25 protein-coding genes and 1 pseudogene are annotated in these 23,127 nt (G+C 69.5%); 12 read left to right on the top strand and 14 right to left on the bottom strand.

Annotated features, from left to right (window positions below; translation table 11 throughout):
* Positions 1–210: 210 nt before the first annotated feature.
* On the top strand, positions 211–807 hold the full coding sequence (locus MOQ72_RS26425) for an MBL fold metallo-hydrolase (RefSeq protein WP_242188367.1): 597 nt from the start codon (positions 211–213) through the stop codon (positions 805–807).
* Here the strand turns inward: MOQ72_RS26425 and MOQ72_RS26430 are convergent.
* The 3 genes from MOQ72_RS26430 to MOQ72_RS26440 all read right to left on the bottom strand — a co-directional run bounded on the left by MOQ72_RS26430 (position 792) and on the right by MOQ72_RS26440 (position 3,751).
* Positions 792–1,343, bottom strand: coding sequence for an AAA family ATPase (locus tag MOQ72_RS26430; protein WP_242188368.1), 552 nt, complete (start codon positions 1,341–1,343; stop codon positions 792–794). The two genes, MOQ72_RS26425 and MOQ72_RS26430, sit on opposite strands and share 16 nt — an antisense overlap.
* 139 nt (positions 1,344–1,482) lie before the next feature.
* Positions 1,483–2,568: a threonine aldolase family protein gene (locus tag MOQ72_RS26435; RefSeq protein ID WP_242188369.1), complete on the bottom strand. Its 1,086-nt coding sequence runs from the start codon at positions 2,566–2,568 to the stop codon at positions 1,483–1,485.
* Between the two features lie 46 nt (positions 2,569–2,614).
* The gene (locus MOQ72_RS26440; RefSeq protein ID WP_242188370.1) at positions 2,615–3,751 is read right to left on the bottom strand and encodes a glycosyltransferase family 9 protein; all 1,137 of its coding nucleotides are present in this window, start codon (positions 3,749–3,751) and stop codon (positions 2,615–2,617) included.
* A 469-nt stretch (positions 3,752–4,220) separates the two neighbouring features.
* Between MOQ72_RS26440 and MOQ72_RS26445 the strand changes: the two genes are divergently transcribed.
* Together MOQ72_RS26445 and MOQ72_RS26450 are read left to right on the top strand one after the other, a co-directional pair.
* Complete coding sequence (locus MOQ72_RS26445) at positions 4,221–4,544, top strand: recombinase family protein (RefSeq protein WP_242188371.1); 324 nt, start codon at positions 4,221–4,223, stop codon at positions 4,542–4,544.
* Between the two features lie 71 nt (positions 4,545–4,615).
* Positions 4,616–5,662, top strand: coding sequence for an alpha/beta fold hydrolase (locus MOQ72_RS26450; RefSeq protein WP_277954740.1), 1,047 nt, complete (start codon positions 4,616–4,618; stop codon positions 5,660–5,662).
* Positions 5,663–5,700: 38 nt separating this feature from the next.
* Here the strand turns inward: MOQ72_RS26450 and MOQ72_RS26455 are convergent, their stop codons facing one another.
* The 5 genes and pseudogenes from MOQ72_RS26455 to MOQ72_RS46050 all read right to left on the bottom strand — a co-directional run.
* Positions 5,701–6,450 (bottom strand): SDR family oxidoreductase, encoded by a 750-nt coding sequence (locus tag MOQ72_RS26455; RefSeq protein WP_242188373.1) that lies wholly within the window; start codon positions 6,448–6,450, stop codon positions 5,701–5,703.
* 53 nt (positions 6,451–6,503) lie between these two features.
* Positions 6,504–7,691: a GDSL-type esterase/lipase family protein gene (locus MOQ72_RS26460; RefSeq protein ID WP_242188374.1), complete on the bottom strand. Its 1,188-nt coding sequence runs from the start codon at positions 7,689–7,691 to the stop codon at positions 6,504–6,506.
* A gap of 59 nt (positions 7,692–7,750) precedes the next feature.
* On the bottom strand, positions 7,751–8,320 hold the full coding sequence (locus MOQ72_RS26465; RefSeq protein ID WP_242188375.1) for a TetR/AcrR family transcriptional regulator: 570 nt from the start codon (positions 8,318–8,320) through the stop codon (positions 7,751–7,753).
* Positions 8,321–8,423: 103 nt separating this feature from the next.
* Positions 8,424–10,157 (bottom strand): ATP-dependent helicase, encoded by a 1,734-nt coding sequence (locus MOQ72_RS45715; protein ID WP_372495553.1) that lies wholly within the window; start codon positions 10,155–10,157, stop codon positions 8,424–8,426.
* 219 nt (positions 10,158–10,376) lie between these two features.
* Positions 10,377–11,567, bottom strand: a pseudogene (locus MOQ72_RS46050) (endonuclease Q family protein); the annotation flags it as partial.
* A 94-nt stretch (positions 11,568–11,661) separates the two neighbouring features.
* Here MOQ72_RS46050 and MOQ72_RS26475 point away from each other — a divergent pair.
* On the top strand, positions 11,662–12,099 hold the full coding sequence (locus MOQ72_RS26475) for a VOC family protein (RefSeq protein ID WP_242188377.1): 438 nt from the start codon (positions 11,662–11,664) through the stop codon (positions 12,097–12,099).
* A 108-nt stretch (positions 12,100–12,207) separates the two neighbouring features.
* On the opposite strand, the gene MOQ72_RS26480 is transcribed toward MOQ72_RS26475, so the two are convergent.
* Both MOQ72_RS26480 and MOQ72_RS26485 read right to left on the bottom strand, forming a co-directional pair.
* The gene (locus MOQ72_RS26480; protein ID WP_242188378.1) at positions 12,208–13,032 is read right to left on the bottom strand and encodes a pentapeptide repeat-containing protein; all 825 of its coding nucleotides are present in this window, start codon (positions 13,030–13,032) and stop codon (positions 12,208–12,210) included.
* Between the two features lie 32 nt (positions 13,033–13,064).
* Entirely contained in the window at positions 13,065–13,679 is a 615-nt protein-coding gene (locus MOQ72_RS26485; RefSeq protein WP_242188379.1) for a TetR/AcrR family transcriptional regulator, read from the bottom strand.
* A 91-nt stretch (positions 13,680–13,770) separates the two neighbouring features.
* On the opposite strand from MOQ72_RS26485, the gene MOQ72_RS26490 reads away from it, so the two are divergent.
* Positions 13,771–13,998 carry a hypothetical protein gene (locus MOQ72_RS26490; protein ID WP_242188380.1) on the top strand — a complete coding sequence of 76 codons (228 nt, stop codon included), beginning with the start codon at positions 13,771–13,773 and terminating at the stop codon, positions 13,996–13,998.
* A gap of 270 nt (positions 13,999–14,268) precedes the next feature.
* Here MOQ72_RS26490 and MOQ72_RS45720 read toward each other — a convergent pair whose 3' ends face one another.
* Together MOQ72_RS45720 and MOQ72_RS45725 are read right to left on the bottom strand one after the other, a co-directional pair.
* A complete protein-coding gene (locus MOQ72_RS45720; RefSeq protein ID WP_372495551.1) occupies positions 14,269–15,129 on the bottom strand; it encodes a hypothetical protein in 861 nt (286 codons plus the stop codon).
* Positions 15,122–15,724 (bottom strand): SDR family oxidoreductase, encoded by a 603-nt coding sequence (locus MOQ72_RS45725; protein ID WP_372495554.1) that lies wholly within the window; start codon positions 15,722–15,724, stop codon positions 15,122–15,124. The genes MOQ72_RS45720 and MOQ72_RS45725 overlap by 8 nt, the downstream gene beginning before the upstream one ends.
* Before the next feature lie 241 nt (positions 15,725–15,965).
* Between MOQ72_RS45725 and MOQ72_RS26500 the strand changes: the two genes are divergently transcribed.
* Complete coding sequence (locus tag MOQ72_RS26500) at positions 15,966–16,466, top strand: helix-turn-helix domain-containing protein (RefSeq protein WP_242188382.1); 501 nt, start codon at positions 15,966–15,968, stop codon at positions 16,464–16,466.
* Positions 16,417–16,815, top strand: coding sequence for an MmyB family transcriptional regulator (locus MOQ72_RS26505; RefSeq protein ID WP_242188383.1), 399 nt, complete (start codon positions 16,417–16,419; stop codon positions 16,813–16,815). The genes MOQ72_RS26500 and MOQ72_RS26505 overlap by 50 nt, the downstream gene beginning before the upstream one ends.
* Here MOQ72_RS26505 and MOQ72_RS26510 read toward each other — a convergent pair.
* Complete coding sequence (locus MOQ72_RS26510; protein ID WP_242188384.1) at positions 16,812–17,591, bottom strand: FadR/GntR family transcriptional regulator; 780 nt, start codon at positions 17,589–17,591, stop codon at positions 16,812–16,814. The genes MOQ72_RS26505 and MOQ72_RS26510 overlap by 4 nt on opposite strands.
* 104 nt (positions 17,592–17,695) lie before the next feature.
* Between MOQ72_RS26510 and MOQ72_RS26515 the strand changes: the two genes are divergently transcribed.
* The 5 genes from MOQ72_RS26515 (at position 17,696) to phtC (ending at position 21,818) form a co-directional block, all read left to right on the top strand.
* The gene (locus tag MOQ72_RS26515) at positions 17,696–18,952 is read left to right on the top strand and encodes an aromatic ring-hydroxylating oxygenase subunit alpha (protein WP_242188385.1); all 1,257 of its coding nucleotides are present in this window, start codon (positions 17,696–17,698) and stop codon (positions 18,950–18,952) included.
* Positions 18,949–19,500, top strand: coding sequence for an aromatic-ring-hydroxylating dioxygenase subunit beta (locus MOQ72_RS26520; RefSeq protein WP_242188386.1), 552 nt, complete (start codon positions 18,949–18,951; stop codon positions 19,498–19,500). Before MOQ72_RS26515 ends, MOQ72_RS26520 begins: the two co-directional genes overlap by 4 nt.
* 7 nt (positions 19,501–19,507) lie before the next feature.
* Positions 19,508–19,804 carry a hypothetical protein gene (locus MOQ72_RS26525; RefSeq protein WP_242188387.1) on the top strand — a complete coding sequence of 99 codons (297 nt, stop codon included), beginning with the start codon at positions 19,508–19,510 and terminating at the stop codon, positions 19,802–19,804.
* 173 nt (positions 19,805–19,977) lie between these two features.
* A complete protein-coding gene (locus tag MOQ72_RS26530) occupies positions 19,978–21,099 on the top strand; it encodes a zinc-dependent alcohol dehydrogenase (protein WP_242188388.1) in 1,122 nt (373 codons plus the stop codon).
* Positions 21,096–21,818: a 3,4-dihydroxyphthalate decarboxylase gene (gene phtC / locus MOQ72_RS26535; protein ID WP_242188389.1), complete on the top strand. Its 723-nt coding sequence runs from the start codon at positions 21,096–21,098 to the stop codon at positions 21,816–21,818. Before MOQ72_RS26530 ends, phtC begins: the two co-directional genes overlap by 4 nt.
* On the opposite strand, the gene MOQ72_RS26540 is transcribed toward phtC, so the two are convergent.
* On the bottom strand, positions 21,772–23,043 hold the full coding sequence (locus MOQ72_RS26540) for an MFS transporter (protein WP_242188390.1): 1,272 nt from the start codon (positions 23,041–23,043) through the stop codon (positions 21,772–21,774). The genes phtC and MOQ72_RS26540 overlap by 47 nt on opposite strands.
* Positions 23,044–23,127: the final 84 nt, after the last annotated feature.

A 23,127-nucleotide genomic window follows, 5' to 3' on the forward strand; every position in this document is an offset into this window, starting at 1 on the left:
GTCGGTGTTGCCCCAAGCGCTTCGGCGACCTCACAGGCATCGCGTTCGCAAGAACGCTGAGCAGCCCGCGGGTCGGGGCTCTCATAGGTTGCCCCCCCCCCGCGGGTGAGACCCGCCGCCCCCGCCCCACCCGCGGGGTGGGCGGGCGCGCTCGGTTGCGGGGGGGGCCCCCCCGTCCCCCCCCCCACGACGGGTTACGTTGGTGGGGTGGTGGATCTGACGTTGCTGGGGGTTGGGGCGATGAACTCGCCTCGCTACCGCCCAGCCGGGTTGGCCGTCGCCTGGGCCGGACGTCGGGTGATCATCGACGGCGGTGGGACGGCTGCCGAGGGGCAGCACATCGACGCTTGGTTGGTGTGCGACGAGCGTGCCGAGCTCATGCCCTCGATCCGGCGCCGCAGCTCCGCGCTCGGGGTGCCCGCTGGCGCGGTCGAATACCGGGCCGGTGGAGTTCGGCTGCGACCGCTGCCGGTGGCGCACACCTCACACCCGACGTACGGCTACCTCATCGACCACCACGACCACCACGCGGTGTGGGCGCCGGAGTTCTGGGTCTTCCCGGACTGGGCCGCCGACGCGGAGCTGATGTTCGCCGACGCCGCCGGATGGGACCGGCCGATCCGCTTCGCCGGTGGCGTGGGCGGCCACGCCGCTTGCGTGGACACCGCCGAATGCGCTGCTCGGGCCGGTGTTGGTCGGCTCGTCTTCGCCCACATCGGACGCCCGTCGATTCGCGCGATCGACCAGGGCCAGGACCCGCCGTTCGGTGAGTGGGGAGCCGAGGGCCGAACCTACCGGTTGCGTTGACCGGCCAGCTCGTCGAGCACGAACCGCACCCGCTCCTCGACCGAGCTGTGCGGCAGCCGCACAAGTTCGTAGCCGTAGTCGACGTAGGCGGCGGCCACGTGCTGGCAGGTGCGTTCGGCTTCCGCCGGGGACTGCTTGCGTTCGCTGTCCTGGTGGTAGATCTCCGGCCAGAACGGGGCGAGCAGCACGCGGGAGCGGTACCGGAACCGCTGCGCCGCGGTGTGCACGTGCTCGGGCACGGGGAGGTCGTTGAGCCGGAGGTAGCCGATGATGTCGGGCAGTCCGCGGTCGAAGATCACCGTGCCGGTCAGGTCACGAGCCTGGTGGTAGGAGCGCAGTTCCCAGCTCAGCATCAACTCGGCGAACAGCGCGCGGTCCGCCCAGGGCAGCGCGCGTCCGCCGATGGCGAGCTGGTCGGTGATCACGCCGCGACCCGCTTCCGCTGACCGCGCGAACCCGGCCGCGGCGAGCCGGTCGATCAGGGTCGTCTTGCCCGCCCCTGGACCGCCGGTGACGACGACGAACCTCTCCCGCACGAAATCGACCTCCAACGAGGCGCGAACTGTCCAGAGTAGACAGTACAAGGGTTTGGCTGCGGTGTGGCCACCGCGCGAACGGCCACTGCGGCGGGATCGAGTTCGCTGCCGTCCAGGGGCTTGTGCGTGATCCTACGGGCTATGCGTTGTGGTGTTGTCGTGCCGCGCGGGCCAGTTCGTCGATGGCGTCGCGAACATCCTCGACCGGCAGTCGCATGGCATCCGCGCCAACGGTCACCTCGAAGCGGCTGCGTTCCGGATGCGTCGTGGTCCGCGAATACCGGTAGAGCCGCATTCCGCCTTCGTGGATCAGCTGCGCGTGCGCAGCATCCAGCGCTTCGCGCGGCGCGTCGATGTGCACGTGGAACAGCGGGGTCTGGGGCATGTGCGGAACGGTGCTGACTCCGGGCACATCCGAGAGGGCAGCGGCGAGTTCGCGGGCGTGCATCCAGTAGTCGTGCATCCGGGGCAGATGGGAGTCCAGTCCGGCCTCGGCCGACATCGCCAGGGGCCAGGCGTTGTGCAACTGGCCACCGAGCCGGGCTCGCCACTCGCGGGCGTGCTCGACCAGGGCCGCGGGACCGGCGAGGATCGCGCCGCCGAGGCCACCCAGGCTCTTGTACAGCGAGACGTACACGGTGTCGAACAGCTCCGCGATCTCCGCGTGACTGCGACCGTAATACGGTTGCGCCTCCCAGATACGTGCGCCGTCGAGGTGGGCGGCGATGCCTCGCTCGCGGGCCCAGGCGGTCTGCGCCACCAGGCTGTCCCACTCGGGCAGCAGACCGCCGAGGTCCCGCTGGGGCAGCTCCCAGAGCACTGCGGCCAGCGGCTCCCGCACAGCCTCCAGCTCGTCGAGGGTCAGCAGGCGGTCGTGGTCGCCGAGCTGCTTGCCGATCAGCTGGTGCACCACCGCGTAGCCCTTGCGCTCGTGCACTTCGATGTGGGCGCGCGGGTGAAAGCCGATGACCCGCGTCGTGCGGATGTCGGCGTGCAGGCGCAGCGCGACCTGCGAGGCCATCGCGCCAGTGGGCATGAACACCGCCGCCTCCTTGCCGAGCAAGGTGGCCATCCGGTCCTCAAGCCGCTGCACCGCGCCGCCGCGCCCGTAGTCGTCGGGCAACTCGTCTTCGTCCACGCGGGAGAGCAGGACCCGAAGCCGCTCAGCGGGCAACCGCAGCCGCGGGTCGTGCAGTGCCAAGGACCGGACCGACGCATCGCTCATGCGAGGACCTTATGCGGTTGTTCCGGTCGGATGGAGGGAGACGCTGTTATCGCAGATAAGTGGTCAGCAGGTTGTCCACCGAGTACATCAGCTCGGTACGGCCCCCGAAGAGCTTGTGCAGGCGGTTGGCGTGCTCGTGCATCGCGGCGTCGAAGTCGGCCTCGCCGCTGACCAACCAGGCGGCCCCGTCGATGAGCTCGGCGAGGTCGGCGTCGATGCGCGCCGTGGACATGCTGGGGGCGCGCGGGCCGTCGTCATCGACGGGCTCGGGGGTGTTGCCCAGCAGCACGTAGCAGGGAAAACGGTCCAGGTCCGGCAGCACCGAATAGAACGGCACTCCGGGGTTGAAGTAGTACTCCGCCCAGTCGTTCCCGGCCAGCGCCAGCCACGGGGTGCCCACCGCCAACGCGGCGAAGGCGAACCCGGAGTGCGGCGACAGCAGCAGATCGCAGCGCTGCATCGCGGCCAGTTGCCGGTCCAGCGGCAAGTCCAGCGCCCACGCCACATCGGGGACGGTCTCGGCCAGCGCGTCGAACTCCGCGCGGCTGAAACCGGTGTTGGTGCGGCCGTCTTCGGTGAGTTTGCCGGTGAGACACACCCGCGCGTCCGGCCAACGATCCGTGATAGCGCCGAGAATGCGCTGCCACGACCGCAGCGACGGGTAGCGCCAGCGCTCCGCGCTGCCACCAGGCAGCACCGCGATGGTCGGGGCGTCGTGCTCGGGCAGCAGTTCGGCCGCCCAGCCTCGCGCCGGGGCGGGCAGCTCCAGGCGCAACGGGTTGTGCGCCCGGTAGGACGGCCGGGGCGCGCCGACCCGGGTGTGACCGCTGGTGGTGCGGAAATGCTCGGCGGCCAGTTCGTAGTACCGCTGCAGACCGGGGAAGAAGTCGTGCTGCCACTTCTGGTGCCCGCGAGGATCGTCGACGATCCAGTCCCAGTCGGCCGGAATGTGCGCGAGCACCTCGGCCGCCGGTGGTCGAAACACATCGATGTCCACTGTGTACACTTCGTCGATCGCATCGCACCAGGCGGCCAGTTCGACCGCGGTGGCGGAGTTGAGCACTACGCCGATGCGGCGATCGGGGTTCGCGCGTCGGTACCCCAGGCAGTACTGCAGCGCCTCCACGGCGTGTCCGACCGGATGGCAGTAGACGAAATTGACGAGTACCGATTCGCGCCCCACGTTCTGAGCTTACGAATCCCGGCCACCGGTTTTCCGCCGCGACCAAGCCCGCGCACCGCCCCGGGTTCTCAACAGTGCAATGGCAGGAACGCCCGCACCTCGGAGCCGTGAGTGCGTAGACGGGCTGAAGCCTGCTTTCGCACTCATGACTTTTCGACAGCACGCGAAGCCGCTTCGCGGGCAACCGCAGCTGCGGGTCACGCAGCGCCAAGGACCGAATCGACGCAGCGCCCACGCGAGGACCTTGCGCGGTTGTTCCGGTAGGACGGGGGCGGTGGCGCTGTCAACGCAGGTGACCGCCAGCAGATTTTCCACCGAGTACATTTTTTTGGGCGTGGAACGGTCGACCGATGGGGGCGCCGAGATCGCGCGATCTCGGACGATCAAATCCGCCTGCCGCTCCGGAAGTCGTTCCACAAGATGCGTATCGGAAGTCGGGTACGGCGACGACTTCCGGTACGTTTGGATCATGGGAGCCGATGATCTCCACCTCGCCCGCGGACTCGAATTCGGCTACGCCCGCGTATCCACCAAGCAAAGCTTGGAACGGCAACTCGCAGCACTGGGCGAGGCCGGTATCCGCAACGAGCGGATCTACGTGGACAAGAAAACCGGCGCCACCGTCGACCGCGGCATCGGACGACCTGTCACCCATCCCGAGGACGAGATCGAGTACGCCCGGCTGCTCAAAGGCCAGGGCGTCAGCCTCGGCCAGATCGCTACCAAGACCGGCATCCCGAAGACCTCGCTGCACCGCTACCTGGGCGCCGCCACGACCCGGGTCGAGCGATGACTGGCGGACCGCGGGTGCATTGGCGGCATCTTACTTCCACCGACCGGAGTCTGCTGCGAGCTAACCGGATCATGAGGGCAGTTCGGTGGTTTCGGGCGGGTTGTGCGCGCCTGCTGGCGGCGGTGGCCGGTTGGCCTCATATCGTCGAAATCGCCGTTGGGTTACCCCGGGCGACCGTGCCAGCGAGCCCTTCCTCGGTGATATGGCGGTCGGGTCCGGCGGAGCTCCGGCGCTATACGAGCGAACACCGTGTCCCCGGCCCACCGGTCCTCGTGGTGCATTCGCTGGTCACCCGCTCCTGGGTGCTTGACCTGGCGCCGGGCCGCAGCCTCGTCGCCGCGCTTGTCAATGCTGGCCATGACGTGTACTTGCTCGACTGGGGAGTCCCAGGACCTGCCGAGGCAGGCCGCGGGTTCGACGCCTACGTCACCACCCTGATGCTGGCCGAGCAGATAGTCCGCGAGCGCAGCGGTCAGCCGAAGGTGCATCTGGTCGGCTACTGCCTGGGCGGCACGCTGACCCTGGCCGCGCACGCGGCCCTCGGCGATGCCGGGGTGGCGTCCCTGACTGCGATCGCCCCCTTCATCGACACCGCCGTCGCGGGCCGCCTGGGCGGGTTACTGCGCTCACCGCGGCTGCCACCCGTTCTCGCCCTTGATGGGCACGGCTTACTGCCCGCCTCGCTCATCAGGGAGGGCTTCCACTGGTTGCGCCCGATCGCACTGCGCGCGGCCCGTCAGACCTGGCGGCGTCGACGGGATCCGACCTGGCGAGCCATCGCCGGACCGCTGTCCCGCTGGGTCTGGGAGCAAACACCCATCCCCGGTGCGTTGCTGTTCGACCTCGTCGACTACGCGCGCAGCAACGCCCTCCTCAACGGCCGCAGGACCGTGCACGGCCGACCAGCACGCCTGGAAGACCTCAGCGTGCCCGTCATGCTCGCCGTCGCCGCGGCCGACCACATCGTGCCGCCACCAGCCAGCCTCGCGCTCGTCGAATGCCTGCGCCGCCCACCCCGAGTGGTGCAATGCCCCGGCGGGCACGTCGCCATGCTCACCAGCGTCGACACCCGCTCGATCCTCTACCGCGAACTCCTGGACTTCCTGAGCACCGCTTGAGCCGAACAACACCGTCTCGGCCGCGGTTTTCGCCGCGACTACAGACCACCGGACACGCGCACCACTGTTCCGGTGGCGTAGCCGGATTCCGGGCTCAGCAGCCATCCGATGGCGGGCGCGATTTCCTCGGGTTCGCCCACTCGGCCCAGCGGCACTCGGGAGACGACCCGCTCGACCCGGCCCGCGTCGCCTGCCCCGGCGTGGATGTCGGTGCGCACCAGGCCGGGAGCCACCGCGTTGACCCGCACCCCGTCTTCGGCGAGTTCCTTGGCCAATCCCATCGTCATCGCGTCCACGGCCGCTTTGGCACCCGCGTAGTGGACGTATTCGTGCGGCGAACCGAGCGTCGCCGCGCTGGAGGAGACGTTGACGATGGCGCCGCCGGGGCCGCCGCGGCGGGTGGACATGACCTGCGCGGCCCGCCGCGCGCACAGCACGGTGCCGAGGAAGTTGACGTCGATGACCCGGCGGATCATCTCAACCGGCGTGTCGGCCAGATCGCCGATGTGCGCGGTCAACCCCGCATTGTTGACCAGCCCCGTGACCGGCCCCAACTGCTCGGCGGTATCGGCGAACAGCCGGTCGACATCGGCCTCCTGGCTGACATCGACGCGCACCAGCACGCAGCGGACGCCGTGCCCGCTGACCTCGGCCGCGACTTTCTCGGCGCCATCGCGGTTTTCCCGGTAGCCGAGCGCGAGGTCGTGGCCAGCGCGGGCCAGCCACCGCGCGGTCGCCGCGCCGATGCCTCGGCTGGCACCGGTGATGATCGTGATGGGACGGTCCATGCCCCGAATCATGTCAGCCGCGCACAGCGCGCTACCGGGTTCTGTTTCGCCGATCACAGGTGGCGACCGGCACGGGTTTCAGCGAAGGGGCCGTCGGCGGTGAAGGCGAGCTTGGCGAAGCGTTCGCCGATGCGGCGGTGGGTGGCCGCATCCGGGTGGAGCTCATCCGGCAGCGGCAGCTCGGCGAAGTCGCCCGCACCGTAGAGTTCCCGGCCGTCGAGGTAGTGCAGGTTCGAGTCGTCGGCCACCCGCTGCGCCACGATCCGGGCCAGTTCGTCGCGGATAACCTGGAGCGTCAGCTTCCCGGCGGCGCGCTCCGAAGGGTCGCCCGCGGCCCGGAACCGCAGGTGCCCGGTGCCGAGGGCGGCGAAGTCCACAGCGCTGGGGCCGGGCGTGTCCTCGTGGATGGGGCAGTAGATGGGCGAGAGGACCACCAGCGGTGTGGTCGGCTGGCCTTCACGGATGGTGTCGAGGAAGCCGTGCACGGCCGGGGCGAAGGCGCGCAGGCGCATCAGGTCGGCGTTGACCAGGTTGATGCCGATCTTGATGCTGATCAGTTCTGCGGGGGTGTCGCGCAGCGCGCGGGCGGTGAACGGGTCGAGCAGCGCGCTGCCGCCGAGACCCAGGTTGATCAGCTCCACGCCCCCGGCGGAGGCGGCGAGGGCTGGCCAGGTTGTCGTGGGGCTGGCGGCGTTGGAGCCATGGCTGATCGAACTGCCGTGGTGCAGCCAGGTCCGGCGGCCCCGGTCCGGCATGGGTTCGATCGGGGCGTCCGTGCGCAAGGCGATGAGTTCGGTGGTCTCGTTGTGCGGCAGCCAGACCTCGACGTCCTTGACACGGTCGGGCAGCCCGGTGAAGCGCAGCGTGCCAGCCGGGCCGGGTTGGTTCTCGGCGGTCCCGGTGGTCATGTCGATGGTCAGCGTGTTGCCGCCGGTCACGCTGGCCTGGTCGGTCAGACGGCCGTCGATGAGCAGGTCGTACATGCCGTCCGGGCGGGACGGGGCGCCCGCGTAGTTCCGCTTGGTGGGCAGCGCGTCCAATTCGACGGCGGTGGCCCGGGTTCGGAAGACCAGCCGCACGCCGGAGGGCTGGGCCTCCGCCATGGCAAGTTGGCCGTCGGCGCACTGGGCGCGCGCCCAGGCTGGCAGGCGGTGCGGCAGCACGCCGTGCTCGGTGTGCTCCAGGTCGAGGGCGCCGCGCAGGATGTTCGCGGTGATGGGCGTGGTGATCCAGGTGTGCATGGTCTCAGCCTGTTGAAGAGGATTTCCGGGTCGTTCACATCCGCCGATGCGGGGCCTGGTCATGGTGCGGGCCAGTTCCGCAGGAGGGCGTCGAGGGCGTCGAGGGTTCGTGACCAGGTTTCCTGCGTGTCGGGGGCGCTGTGGCTGAATCCGCCGCCCATCTCCAGGCTGACGTAGCCGTGGAAAACGCTGCCCAGCAGCCGGACCGCGTGCGTCTGGTCCACCCCGGTCAGGTCGTAGCCGCGCAGGATCGCGCGGGTCATCTGCGCGTGCCTGCCGCCTGCGCTGGCGGCTGCCGTCTCCGGGTCGAGTCGGAGCTGGGCCGCGGCGTAGCGACCAGGATGCTCGCGGGCGTAGTCGCGGTAGACGTTGGCGAAGGCGACGAGGGCATCCTTGCCAGCCCGCCCGGCCAAGGCGTCGGCGGCTCGGTCAGCGAGCTCCTCCAGGGCGAGCAGGGCGATCTTGGTCTTGAGGTCGTGGGAGTTCTTCAGGTGCGAGTACAGACTCGCGACCTTGACGTCGAACCGCCTGGCCAGCGCCGAGACGGTCACCTCGTCGAAGCCGACCTCGTCGGCCAGTTCCGCCCCGGCCCACGCCAGGCGCTCGGCAGTCAGCCCTACTCTCGCCATAGCCCGCCCCTCATTCGGCGAAGGACATTATGCATTTGCCTAATACCTTTAGGCAAATGTCCGCGCGCCACGGCAGCAGCCGCGACAAGCGTGGGTACGCCCCCTACATCAGCGTCAGCTGGGCTGGGCGGGGGCGGCGGGCGGGGGTTTCGGATTCGGTGACCGTGTCCCCGAGGCCGGTCAGGAACGGGCTGCGGGTTCGGTCCTGGGTGCCGCCGCGGATCGTGCGGCGAGTTGCGTGGGTGAGGTAGAGGTGGTCTTGGGCTCGAGTCATGCCGACGAAGAACAGACGGCGTTCCTCGGCGACCTCGGCTCCGGTGGGTTCGGTGCCCGGCCAGCGCAGCGGAAGCAGCCCGTCTTCGCAGCCGACCAGGAAGACCACCGGGAATTCCAGGCCCTTGGCGGCGTGCAAGGTCAGCAGGGAAATCGCCTCGGCGCGCGGGTCGAGGGTGTCGACCTCGGCGCCCAGCAACACCTCCCGGCAGAACTGCTGCACGTCGTCTCCGCACCGCTGGGCCAGCGGACCGAGCAGTTCCACGGCGGTGTGGATGTCGTGTCGGGTGTCCTCGGTGACGATGTCGGCGACCGCTTTCGCGGCCATGCGCAGCTGGTCGGCGACCGGGCCGGTGCGGTCGCCGACGTGCAGCAGTTCGCGCACCAGGAGTTCGACGCCGGGGCGGTTGGCAAGCCGGTCGTGGGAGCGTTTCTGCACCGGCAGTCCGCAGCGGGTCAGCTCGTCGAGCACCGCACGCGATTGGGCATCCGTGCGGTAGAGGACCGCGATGTCGTTGAAGCCGATGCCGCCCGGCCCGTCGCCGAGGACGCGGCCGCTGTCGAGGGAATGGAAGGACGCCCCGCCGAGCAACTGGTCGATGGTGCGTGCCACGAAGGCCGCCTCGGCGCGTTCGTCGCTGGCCTGGTGGCGCACGATGCGGTGTGCCTCGCGGTTCGCGGCGGGGTGCAGCTGCCGGTCGGTGACCAGTGTGGACGGTGCGATGGCGCGGGTCGCGCCGGTGAGGATGTGGGCGCCGCTGCGGTAGTTTCGGGTCAGCGCCAGCACCGGGGCGGCGGGGTAGTCCTGTTCGAAGCGCAGGAAGAAACCGACGTCGGCGCCGCGGAAGGAGTAGATCGCCTGGTCCGGGTCGCCGATGGCGGTGAGGTTGGCCTCGGCCGGGGCGATCAAGCGCAGCAGCCGGTACTGCAACTCGTCGACGTCCTGGTACTCGTCGACGGTGATCCACTGGTAGCGCTGTCGGTATTGCTCGGCGACGCCGGGGTGCTCGGTGAGCAGTTGCACCGCCAGCACCACGAGGTCGTCGAAGTCCACCAGGTTCGCAGCGCGCAAACCGGCGAGGTATTCCGCCAGCACCGCCTCGGTTTCCGGATCGCTCTGCCCGCCGCGGCGGGCCGGGGACAGTTGCGCCTTCACCCGTCGCGCGCTGCGCTCGTCACCGGTGATCGCGGTGAGGATCTCGTGCTGCCGCGCGGCGTCGGCCAGCCCGAAGTCGGCGTCCAGCCCGAGGAGTTCGTGGTGTTCGCGCAGGATCTGCAGTCCGAAGGAGTGGAAGGTCGCCACGGTCATCTGCCGCGCGGCGGCACCGATGAGCGCCTGCAGTCGTTCGGTCATCTCCTCGGCGGCGCGGCGGGTGAAGGTGATCGCCAGGCACGCGTCGGCCGGGACGTCGCGTTCCAGGACCAGGTGCGCCAGCCGGTGGGTGACGGTGCGGGTCTTGCCGGTGCCGGGACCGGCCACGATCAACAGCGGCCCGTCCGCGACCTCCGCCGCCGCGCGCTGGTCGGGATCCAGCCCGGCCAGCACTCCCGAGCCGGTGGCCACTGTGACGGCCGCTGGTTCCGGTGCGGGTTCGACAAGCGGCGGGGCGATCGGTGCGGCTGCGGCTGCGGGTTCGGGTTCTGGCTGCGGGGTGAACAGGGCGTCGTCGAACAACGCGGGCGCGTTGCCGGTGCGCAGCCGGGTGAGTTCGGCGGGTTCGAAGACGCGGATAGTGCCGTATTCGCCGTCGTAGCCGGGGTCGCGCAACACCTGGCCCTGCCGCAGCCGCTCGATCGCCTCGGCCACCGCGGCGTTGCTGGCGCGCAGCTCGTCGACCGGAACGTCTTCCAGGATCGCCAGTTCGGGGCCGTGGGTGGCGGTGAGGTCGCTGATCTCGCCGAAGACCTTCTTGCTCTTCGGCCCCACACCGAGGATTTCACCCACGATCTCGGGCAGCGGGATGAGGTTGCGGAAGCCCGCCGCGCCGGACGGGCGGGCCCCCTCGGCGCGGTCGGCGAGCGCGTCGACGCGGTGCAGCACGCCGACGGTCAGCGGCTTGCCGCAGCCGGGGCACAGTCCACTGTGGGCACGGGTGTCGCCCGGTTCGAAGCGAACCTGGCACTTGCGGTGGCCGTCGAGGTGGTACTTGCCTTCTTCGGGGAAGAACTCGACGGTGCCCGCGAACCCGTCGCCGGTCTCCAACCCGCGTTTGACCGCGAAGTAGTCCAGTTCGGTGTTGAAGACGCTGGCCTCCCGGCCCAGCATCGGCGGCGAATGCGCGTCGGAGTGGCTGACCAGGGTGTACTTGTCCAGCGCGGAAACCCGCCAGTTCATCTCCGGGTCGCTGGACAACCCCGTTTCCAGCGCGAAGATGTGCCCGGCCAGATCCCGGTAGCAGTCCTCGATCGCGTCGAACCCGGCCTTGGAGCCCAGCACCGCGAACCACGGCGTCCAGATGTGCGCGGGCACCAGGTACGAGCCGTCGCCGGATTCCAGGGTGATCTCCAGCAGATCGCGGGAATCCAGGCCCAGGATCGGGCGGCCGTCCGAGCCGAGGTTGCCGATGCGCCCCAGTCGCCGGTTGAACTCCTCGGCGGCGGCGAAATCCGGCACGTAGCACAGGTGGTGGACCTTGCGGGTGCGCTCGCCGTACTTGTAGATCGTCGAGATCTCCACCGACAGCATGAACCGCACCTGCCCGCCGCAGGTGGGCGGCAGGCTGCGGGTGAGGTCCCGGTCCAGGTCCCCGCGCAGCCGGAACAGGCCCGGCTCGGCGGGTTCGAGGACCTCGCGCAGGTGCGCGAACCAGGCCGGGTGGGTGAAGTCGCCGGTACCGACCAGCGAAATGCCTTTGCGGCGCGCCCACCAGGTCAGATGCTCGATGTCGCAGTCCTTGCTGCAGGCGCGGGAGTACTTCGAGTGGATGTGCAGATCGGCGTAGAAGCGCACCCGGCGATCTTGCCAAAAGGTCATCGGCGTTCCCGCCGGGGGCTGGTTGCCGTGGCCCGCACACTGCTGGGCTGGTCAGGGCGCGCTGGATGTCGGTGCGGCCGCCTAGATTCCGGACATGGCTGATGTGCGCACGATCCAGGTGACCTTCGACTGTGCCGACCCGCGAGCGCTGGGGATGTTCTGGAACCAGGTGTTGGGGTACGACGTGCCGTCGCCCCCGCCCGGCTTCGCTTCCTGGGACGCGTTCGCGGCGACGCTGCCGCCGGAGCAGCGCAATGAACGGTGGGCAGCGGTGGATCCGGAGGGCGTCGGCCCACGGTTGTTCTTCCAGCGCGTGCCCGAGCACAAGACCGTGAAGAACCGGCTGCACCTCGACGTCCGGGCGGCGCCCGGACTGCAGGGGCAGGAGCGGATGGCGGCGCTGGAGGCGGAGTGCGAGCGGCTGGTGGCGTTGGGGGCGAGTCGGCAGCGCCGCGTCGATCCCGCGCCGCCGATGGAGGCCGGGTTCATCGTGATGACCGACCCGGAGGGCAACGAGTTCTGCCTGGACTGACCAGCCGACGGCTGCAGTGGGTCGGGCTGGCTGTGCTCGTCCCCGCGTCGGGGACACGCGTCGCGAGCCCGGACTCCGATCACCTGCGTGGTTGGTTCGTCGTGGGGGTCACCAGTGGGTGGGGTGGGTGAGGGCGGGTGGCAGCTTGGTGGCCGCATTGCCTTTGGCCGCGTTGAGTTGGGCTTGGGTGAGGAAGATGCTGCCGGTGAGGTCGGCGCCGCGCAGATCGGTGTCCCGGAAGTCCGCCCCGATCAGGTCGGCCGAGCGCAGATCGGCGTTGCGGAGGTCGGCAGCGATGAGGTAGGCCCCGCGCAGGTTGGCTGCCCGCAGGTTCGCGCCGTTTAGTTTGGCACCGATGAGGTCGGCGCCCCGGTGGTTCTTCTTGCGGCCCGCGACCTCGGCGCGCACCAGTTCGCTGGTGCGCAGCAGCAGGGCGTTGATGTCCTCGCGCAGCGCCGCGACATCGGCTTCGGCGAGCGTTTCGGCGCTGCTGCGGGTGAGTCGGTCGGTGCGCTCACGCGCGCGGCGCAGGTCGTCGTGGATGGGATGGGCCGCGGGCCGGGTCAGGGCTTCGGTGAGGTACCACAGCAGTTCGTGCAGTTGCCGCATCACGGGGAAGACGGCGAACATCTGCGCTGCGGTGTGCGGGGCCTGCCGCCAGTCCTGCCCGCCGAAGGTGAGTTGGGAGACCTTTTGCCCGGCGCCGAAGCAGTCGAAGACGGTGCAGCCGGGAAAGCCCCGCTCGCGCAGGTGCGCGTGGATGCCGCAGCGGAAGTCGGCTTGCAGGTTGGCGCAAGCTGCTCCGGCGGCCTTGTCGACGGCGAAATCGGCCGACGCGGCGAAGGGCAGCGCGACGCAGCACAACCCGAAGCAGTGCGCGCAGTCAGCCTGCAGGGTGCTGTCGGTGGACGGTGGATTGTGCTGGTGGGACAACGTGCGTGCTCTCCTGCCGGTAGTGGATGGAGTCATTCTCCGGGTCGGGTGCTGCGCTGGTCCCGGCCGGTGAGCCAGGCGATGACCTGGCGGAGTTCGCGGTATTGGACCGCCGGGTCGAATTCGGGGCCGTCGGACATCAGGTAACTGGTGTCGATGAGCTGCTGGATCCACCGAGCGGCGCGGCGCGCGGGCAGCGCCAGTTGGTGGCCTTCGTCGGCCATCCGCGTCAGCAGGGTGCTGAGGGTGTGGTGGGTGCGTTCGGCGTCGGCGATGAGCAGTCGGGCGAACTCCACGTCCCGGTTGGCCTGCAGCACCGCCGCCGCGGCCAGTCCCGGAGTCAGCGGATTGGCGAGATCGGCGGCGAAGTGCTCCACGAGCAGGTCGAGTCCGGCGGATGCTGGCGTGGTGTCCAGCGCCCGCGCGCAGATCTCCGCGTTGCGCGCCACGTCGTCGCTGAACAGCGCGTGGAAGATGGCGCGTTTGCTGTCGAAGTAGTGGAAGAGGGTGCCGGAGCCGATGCCTGCGCGTCGGCAGATTCCCGCGGTGGAGGTGCCGTCCACGCCGTTGGTGGCGAACTCCCCAGCTGCTGCGGCGAGGATCTTGGCACGTTTGCGGGCGTGCTGCTCGGGATTGACGGTGCGCATCACCGCGAGCATAGAACCCGACCTATTACTAGAGCACGCACTCTAGTAATGTGGCTTCGGGATCGAACCGCGAAGTGAGGGGGACACGGCTGTGACGCGTGGACAGATCGACGCACTGCAAGGCGTTGTCGGGTTCATCGGCGTCACGGTGGGAGTGATCCCGCTGGTGCGGTGGATGATCCAGGGCGAGCACGGCGCCGTGTTCCGGTGGTTGTTCGGCAACCCGACGGGATTGCTGGGCTACCTGGTCCCGCTGGTGTTCCTGGCAGTGGTGGTCGCCGCGATCGCGGGCCTGGAAATGCTCAAACGCCGCGCCTGACGCGTTGTCCCCGGTCGGCGGGTGGCTGGTTGATCTGGGAAACGTAGCGTGCGGACCCCTTGCTTTAGCTGTGGGGTGAGCGGGTTATGATCTTGGTTGCCTGGTGATAGCCAAGCCAGGTACGGGGATGGATTGGCCCTGTCGGCCTGTGGAGACCTCGGGGTTGCCCGGTCTGTGAAGCAGGAAGCAGCGGGAAACCGCGAGGGAGTACCGATCCGTATCGACCGAAGGCCGATCGGAATCCTCCGGCTTGTAGCCGTGGGGAGCAGATCAAAGCGTCCGGGCATGGGTGAGCAGCCGGTGCAAGATGTAGCTTCCGAGGAACACGCCGAGGGCACCTGCCGGTTTCCGGGGTGTTCGCGAGATGTGTTGCGCACCGGAGGGCCGGGACGTCCCTCGGAGTACTGCGATCTTCCCGAGCACACCCGGTGGCGGGCGTGGAAGGAACGGCAGCGGCTGCAGGCGGTGCAGGAGCAGGCCCCAGCGTCGCCGGTGGCGGTCGCCGAGTACGACGGGGCGCGGCTGCGGGCCGAGGAGTTGCTCCGGCAGTACCGCCTCCTGTCGGAGCAATTGACCCGGAATCTGCGCGCTGGCATCGCGGAACTCGCTACCATCGCTGATCCCAGTGCGGCTGAAGCGCAGATCCAGACGGCCCAGGCCGAAGCCGCACACCGCATCGCGCAGGCCGAGCAGGCCCTGGCCACCGCGCAGCAGCAACGTCGCGACGCCGAGCAGGCCCGCAGTGCCGCCGAAGACGCGGCCGAGGATGCCGCAACTGCCGCGGAAACCGCCGGGCAGGACGCCGAAAGCGCCCGCAAGGAACGGGATGATGCCGTGCAGCAGGCACATCAGGCCGAACAACGGGCGAAGCAGGACATCGAAGCCGCGCGCAACGAGGCCGAAGTCGCCATCGCTGCGGCCCGCCGCGAGGCCGATCAGCGGATCGCCGACGCGCGCCAGGCCATGGAACAGGCCAAGGTGGAGGCGGCAGCGGAAATCCAAGCGGCGCAAGAACAAGCCCAGCGGCAGATGGCCGAGGCTGGGCAGCAGCGTGCCGCAGCTGTGGAGCGCGCGGCGCGCGCGGAGCAGACCGCGGAGACCGCGCAGGGCCAGCTGGCGGAACTCAAGCAAGCCGCGGAGCGAGCACGCGCGGAGGTGCAGCGCCAGCGCGAGGAGCTTGCGACGCTGCGCGAGCAGCAGGCCGCGGAGCTGCAGCGATCGCGGACGGAGGCTGCGGAGCAGCTGCGGACCGAACGGGAGGCCGCCGCGCAGCAGGTGGCGGCCGTGCAGGATGCGCGGGCGCAGACGCTGGCGCGCGCCGAGCGCGCGGAGCGGCAGCTGGACGCGGCGACGGAGGAGCTGCGGACGTTGCGGGCGGCGGAGCAGGAGCCGCAACCGCCGGAGACCGCACCAGCGCTGCGAACTCGGCCGGACGGCCCAGGCGCTGCGGGTTGGGTATCGCGGCGCTGACCGCGCGCTCCACCTCCTCGGTCAATTTCCCGTCGTAAATGGGCGTGTCGAACGCTCCGGCCACGACGGTGTTGACGCGCACGCCCTTGCCCAGCAGTTCCCGGGTGGCGGGCAACGTCATCCCGATCAAACCGGCCTTGGTGGCCGCGTAGCCGGTATGCCCGGCGACGCCGTCGTAGGCGGCGATCGAGGAGGTGTTGATGACGATGCCGCGTTCGCCGGTCTCGTCGGGTGCGTTGCGCAGCATCGCCGCGATGCTGTGGCGCATCACGTCGAACGTGCCGACCAGGTTGGTGTTGACCAGGCGTCTGTCTTTCTGACGTGCGGATCACCCGCGGTGCGTGCCGCAGGCACGAGGCCCGCTCCGGCAGCCGCGCATCGGGCTTCCAGGACCTCACCAGCAATTTCCGCGAGTTCCGCCGGGACAGCCAGGGTCCTGGTCACAGGGGTGTCGCCAGGGCCAGGCTTGATGGGGCGTGAGCGCCTACTGTGCAGATGTGAGTCGGTCCAACGAACTGGGTGCCTACCTGCGCGCCCGCCGGGACCTCGTCAAGCCCCAGGACATCGGCCTGGCCATGCGGGGACCGCGCAGCGTGCCCGGCCTGCGGCGCGAGGAGGTCGCGCAGCTGGCGGGCATCTCCGCCGAGTACTACCTGCGACTGGAGCAGGGCCGCGACCAGCGCCCTTCACCGCAGGTCCTCGACGGGCTCGCCCGTGCGCTGGGACTGGAGGCAGAAGCGACCGCCTACCTGCACCAGCTCGCCAAGTCCAGCCCGCGTCGGCATGCGGCCCGCCGCCGCGCGGAACGCGTGCCGGAGGGCATCCGCCAGCTGGTCCTGTCACGCACCGACCTTCCCGCGCTGGTGCTAGGCCGCTATCAGGACGTCCTGGTCGCCAACGATTTTGGCGATCGCGCTGTCCTCGGCGCACGTGCCGGGGGAGAACGCCGTGCGCTCGGCCTTCCTCGACCCCGAGGTCCGCGCGCTGTACGGCGATGACTGGGAGCGCATCGCCGCTGGCTCGGTGTCGGCGATCCGGGCGCTCGCCGGGCCCGAGAGCCGGGACCCGCAGTTGGCCGAACTGGTCGGGGAGTTGTCGGTGCGCAGCGAGGAGTTCCGCCAGCTGTGGGTGCGCCACGACGTCGCCCCGCGCACCGGCGGCTCCACTGACGGGCTGGTCCTCGTCCTCTTCCACGCGGCCCCCGGCAGCGCGGCGGCCCAATCGCTGGCGCTGCTCGCCCATCTCGCCACGACGACACCGCTGCGACGCCGGTGTCCGAGGACGACAACGTCCTGCGCCGGTGAATGCCACGGGCCTGGGCGGACCAGCCGCCCAGGCCCGATCTAGTTGCTGGGTGGTGTTTCGTCCTGTGCGGAGGCGTTGACGCGGTCCGCGGTTCGCTGGAGGTGCTCCCGCATGATCGACATCGCCTTGGTGGTGTCGCGGGCGGCGATGGCGTCGATCAACGCGCTGTGCTCCGCCACACCGCGGGGACCCATCAGCGGCGCGACCTCCTTCGCTTCGCGCAGCGACATCAGCAACGGGCCGTGGAAGGACTGCACCAGCATCTCGATGGCCGGGTTGTGGGTGCACGCCGCGGCGCGGGTGTGGAAGTCGGCTGACATCGACACGGTGTACTGATTCGCATCGACGGCGGTCTGGTGGGCGGCCACCATCTCGCGCAGCGCGGCGATGTCCTCGTCGGTGGCCCGCTCGACGACGAGCGGGACGATGCCGAGTTCGAAGACCATTCGCGCCTCGGTCACGTTGGAGGCGGTCAGCGGCGAGAGGTTGAGCAGGTCGGCGAGCCCTTCGCCGACCTGCTCCGAGGTCGGCGAGGTGACGAAGGCGCCACCGCGGGCGCCGACGCGGATTGTGATCAGGCCGCTGGCTTCGAGTACCCTCAGTGCCTCCCGGACGGTGACTCTGCTGACTCCGAAGCGTTCGCACAGGGCTCGTTCGCTCGGCAGCCGGTCACCCGGTGTCAGCCTGCCCTGGCGGATGAGCACCTTCACCTGCTCCACAATGGCTTGGGAGACGCGGCTCAGGCTGACGGCCTGGAACATGTCGCCGTCTTGCCCCGTGGGTGTTCCTGTCGGCTTGGGTTGGTCGCGCGAAACCATGCACCCATCCTCCCATCTCATCGGTCAAACCATTTGACAACCACTGAACCACACTCTATGGTCTTACCAATAGTCCAAAGTAGAAGTGGAGTCCCATGGTCGCCATGCCGGACCTCTCCCTGGGGGATCTCGTCAAGGAAACCCAGGACACCTTCGAGGTCAACACGGACGTCTACACCAACCCCGCGGTCTTCGAATCGGAGATGCGCAACATTTTCGAAAGCGGTTGGGTGTTCGTCGCGCACGAGTCCCAGGTGCCCGAACCCGGGGACTACAAGACCACCTCGATAGGCACTCAGCCGGTTGTGGTGAGTCGACACGAGGACGGCCAGATCTACGTGCTGCTCAACCGGTGTCGCCACCGGGGCACCGTGGTCTGCCGGGCCGAGGTCGGTCACTCCAATTATTTCCGGTGTCCTTACCACAACTGGGGATACGCCAACGACGGCACGCTCGTCGGAATGGCGATGTCGCACGGCTGGAAGGAGGACTTCGACAAATCAGCCTGGGGCCTGAAGCGGGTGCCGCGCGTCGGGATCTACCGCGGGCTGATCTTCGCCGACCTCGCCGAGGACGGGCCGACCCTGGAAGAGCACTTGGGCCCGGTGCGCCCGTACATCGACGCGTGGTTCGACCGGTCGCCGGAAGGTTCGATCACGGTCATCCCGACCGCGCACAAGTACCCCTATCCGGGGAACTGGAAGTGGCAGGCCGAGAACGGCCACGACGGTTACCACGGCAATTACGTGCACGAGTCGTGGCAGCGGGTGCTGGAACGCGCCGGTGAGGCCCCGGTGCGCGACATCCGGAAATTCCGCGCGGACGGCTGCACCCGTGGATTCGTCAACGGGCACGGCTTGCTGGAACGCCCCGGCGGTCTGAACCCGGCCGCGAGCTGGACCGGCCGCATGATGGTGAAGTTCCCCGAATACGAGCGGGCCTTGCGGGAGAAGTTCGACGAGGAATACATCGAATTCGTCTCCGCCCGCCGCAACATCTTCATCTTCCCGAACCTCTACCTGTTCGACACCCAATTGCGGGTGATCAACCCCATCGCGGTGGACTCCACCGAGGTCTACCTCTACGTGTACGCGCTCGACGGGGTGCCCGAAGCGCTCAACGAGGGCCGCTACCGCGCCCACGAGCGCTTCTACGGGCCGTCGGGCTTCGGCGCGCCAGACGACGTCGAGATCTTCGTGTCCAACCAGAGCGGAGTTCGCGCGCGCGGCGTCGAGTGGGCCCTGATGTCGCGTGGGCTGCACCGCGAGACCACCAACGACAAGGGCGAGGTCGTGGGGCACAGCACCGACGAAACGCCAGTGAGGTCGCTGTACCGGCAGTGGAAGAGGTGCATGGCATGAGTACCACCACCGACGCGCAGGTGGCGAGCAGCAACGGGGCGTCCCAACCGGCGACGCTGACCGTCGCGGAGGCCGAGGCCCTCGTCTACCGCGAGTGCCGACTGCTCGACGAAGTGCGCTACGAGGAGTGGCTGGAGCTGTTCACCGCCGACGGCGTGTATTGGATTCCGGTCCACGACGGCGAACTGGCGGACGCCGACTCGAAGGTGTCCATCGTCTACGACGATGCCGAACGCCGGGCCGAGCGGGTGTTCCGCACCCTGCACACACCGGTGCTGGACCAGAATCCGCGTTCGCGGACGGTGCACTTCGCCAGCAACGTCGAGGTCGTCGAGGCCGAGGACGGGCCGCGGATCAAGTGCGCCCAGCTGGTCGCCGAGCTGCGGCCCGGTGGGGAGCGGCAGGTGGGGTTGAACCGGACGCGTGTGCTGGCCGGGCGTTGCGAGTACCGGGTGCGCCGCGAGTCCGGCGAGTGGCGGATTACCTTGAAGAAGCTGGTGCTGATCGAGTCCGAGCAGCCGCTGTTCAACCTGGCATTCATTCTGTGAGGTGATCGTGAGCGACCGTTTCGCCGCAGGCCCGGCCTCGCAGCAGGACGAGGCGTCCGGGTGGCCCCGCCGGTCGGGACCGCCGGAGATCTACCAGAACGAGTTCGCGATGGTGGAGGTGAGCCGCTACGAGACCGAAAGCGGCGCGCGTCTGTGCATCCGCGACCTGGCCTCCGGCAACTCGGTTTTCCTCGACCCGCTGGAGTTGGAGGCGTTGACGCGGGCCAGGCACAAGGATTTCGCCCCGCTGGTCGATCCCAGCGACCTGGTGTCCACTCCCGAACCCGACCCAGACGAGGTCTGAGGCGTGCCTGCTCCCCCGGTCAAGGCCGGGGGAGCAGGCACGCGCGTTCCCGCTTCGCGGGCCGAATTCAGCAGTGCGGCTCACGCACTCGTCAATTTCAAGCCGATCGCCGAGTTCCGGGATCGGCTCGTGCCCGGCTGAAGCCGGGTTTTTCTCCCCGATTGGAGGCTTCGATGAGCGTGCCGGACAGTGCGCGGGCGATGGTGGCCACCGATCCGTACGCCATGGAACCCCGCGACATCCCGATCCCGCCGATCGGCCCGGACGAGGGCCTGCTGCGGGTGGAGGTGACCGCGATCTGCGGTACTGACTGGGAAATCTGGGGCCGCCAGTCGCGCGGCGCTGGCCTCGGCCCGCTCATCCTGGGACACGAGAACGTCGGTCGCGTCGTCGCCATCGGCGAGCGCGCGGCCGAGCGTTGGGGTGTCGCGGTCGGCGACCGGATCGCGGTCGAGGAGTTCCTGCCGTGCGGAACGTGTCGACTGTGCCGCGGTGGGAACTACCGGATCTGCGAGGCCACCGACTCGCGGGGCAGCAAACCGTTCCTGCGCTACGGAAGCACTCCGCTGACGGTGGCACCTGCGCTCTACGGCGGGCAGGCCGACTACCTGTACCTGCATCCACGGTCGATCGTGTACCACGTCGGCGAGGACATCAGCCCCGAGCTCGCCGCGCTCTACGTGCCGGTGGGCAACGGAGTTCGGTGGGTGGTGCAGGAAGGTGGCTTGCAGGTCGGTGAGACGGCGGTCGTGATCGGTCCGGGCCAGCACGGGCTGGGTTGCGTGGTCGCGGCCCGCGTTGCGGGTGCGGGCCGGGTGATCGTTGTGGGCACCGCGCAGGACGGTGACCGGTTGGCGGTCGCCAAGGCGCTCGGTGCCGACGAGGTGATCGTCGCTGGCAGCGGCACGAACCCGGTCGAGTCGGTGCTGGATGTGACGTCGGGCCGGGGAGCGGACGTGGTGGTGGATCTGGCCCCCGGCGCCACCGGGACCGTCGAGGACGCGATGGCGATTGCGGGCAAGCGGGGGCGGGTGTTGCTCGCCGCCAGCAAGCACGGCCGCCCCGTGGCGGGCTTCTCCAACGACGTGGTCGTCCGCAAGGAGCTGGTGGTGCGCGGGGTGCGGGGCCACGATCATCGGTCGGTGGAGCCTGCCATCGACATCATCCGATCGCACCGCTTCCCGCTGGAACAGCTGTGCACCCACCGGTTTCCCCTCGAACAAGCATCGGATGCCCTGCACACGGCCGCCAAAGGCGGCGAGCGGGGCGCGATTCACGTGAGCGTGGTGCCTTGACCTTGACTTCACCGGAACTTCGCGAGCAGGTCGCGCTGGCCTGCCGGGTGTTGGCCGCGACCGGCCTCGTGGAGAACGTGCTCGGGCACGTCAGCGTGCGGACGTCGCAGAGCAGCCTGCTGGTGCGTGGCCGTGGTCCGAACGAGCGCGGACTCGCTCACACCACAGTGGACGATGTTCATGAGGTTCCCTTCGACGGTGCGGCCCGGGAGGGGGATTGGGCGCCGCCCCAGGAGCTGCCGCTGCACGTGGAACCGATGCGCCGTCAGCCGGAGGTCACCGCCGTCGTGCACGCACATCCGCCTGCTGTCGTGGCGGCGACCGTTGCCCGGCTGCCGTGGCGGCCGGTGGTGGGCGCCTACGACATTCCAGCCGCGCGGATGGCGGCCGAGGGGATCCCGGAGTGGCCGCGTTCGGTCCTGGTCCGGCGTGCGGATCTGGCCCACCAGCTCCTCGATCACATGGGGCAGCGGCCGGTGTGCGTGTTGCGCGGGCACGGTCTGTTGAGCGTGGCCGGGGGTGATCCGATGACGGCGATCGCGGCGGCGGTGGTGCAGGCGGTCGCGGTGGACTCGCTGGCGCGGATGATGCTGGCCGCGGCTTCGGCCGGGTCGGGGCTGGAGTCGATCCCCGAGGAGGATTTGGCCGAGCTGCCAGACCTGGGCGCCGGGTTCAACGTGTCGATGATGTGGCGTCACCTGCTGACGCGGTTGCCTTGACGCGGCGCAGGATCGGCAGCACCGCCACCGCCGCCAGCAGCGCCGTCCCGGCCGCCAGCCACAGCCCGGCGCGGGCTCCGAAGCGCTCGCACCACCAGCCCAGCAGCGGCCCGCCCAGCGGTGTCGTGCCGAGGAAGACCAGGCTGTGCAGGCTGATGACGCGGCCCTGAAGCCCCTTTTCGGCGCGTAGTTGCAGCAGTGTGCGGGTCAGGGTGTTGAAGCTGATGTTCGCGATTCCCATCGCGGTGACCGCTACGAGCGTCAGCGACAGTCCTGGGGTGAGGGCGGTGGCGGCGTTGGTCGCGGCGAATGCCACGGTCCACCACACGACCCCGCGCAGGCCGACTTCTTCGCGGCTGGCCGCCACGAGCGCGCCGAGTGCGGCGCCCAGGCCGAGCGCGCTGGTGAGCGCGCCGTATCCGGAGGCGCCGCTGTGCAGGTCGTCGCTGGCCAGCAGCGGCAGCACGACCCGGAAGTTCTGGCCGAACAGGCCGATCACGGTGACCAGCACCAATGTCGCGGTCATCTCGGGGCGGGCCAGCACGTAGCGCAGCCCTTCCAGGGAGCCGGTCGGGGTGGTCCGCCGCGCGTCGGCGGCAGCCGGGGGTTCCGGGGCCATGCGCAGCAGTCCGATCAGCACCGCGACGAACGAGACGGCGTTGATCGCGAAGGCGGTGCCCACTCCGGTGACGGCGATGACCACCCCAGCCAGTGCCGGGCCCACCAGTCGGCCAGCGTTGTGCACGGTGGAGTTCAGGGCCTGGGCGTTGGCGTAGTCCTCCGGCGGGACCTTGTCGGTGACCAGCGCCTGGCGGGCGGGTGTGTCCAGCACCGTCACGAGACCGAGGCCGAGCGCGAGCGCGTAGACCATCCACAGCTGCACCAGCCCGGTCAGGCTCAGCACCGCCAGCGCGGCAGCGAGCAGGGCGCTGGCGGTCTGGGTGCCGATGAGCAGTCGACGGCGGTCCAGCCGGTCCACCAGGGCGCCGCCCCACAGTCCGAGCAGCAGGGTCGGCAGGAACTGCAGCGCCGAGGTGATGCCGAGGGCGAGGCCGTTGTCGGTGAGCTGGACGACCAGCCAGTCCTGGGCGACCCGCTGCATCCAGGTGCCGATGACGGAAACGGCGTGGCCGAAGAGGAATCGCCGGTAGTCGCGATGTCGCAGTGATCGCACCGTCCTGGCCACGATCCGCGGGCGTAGCCGGTGAGCCAACGATCGCGCCATGCGCCAAACCCCTTCCGTTTGAGGACTAATGGTAATACCATGTTTTCCGCTAGTGATCGCTCCGGATCGTTTTCCGGGGCGAGG

Source organism: Saccharopolyspora soli (genome assembly GCF_022678645.1).
Lineage (GTDB): Bacteria > Actinomycetota > Actinomycetes > Mycobacteriales > Pseudonocardiaceae > Saccharopolyspora > Saccharopolyspora soli.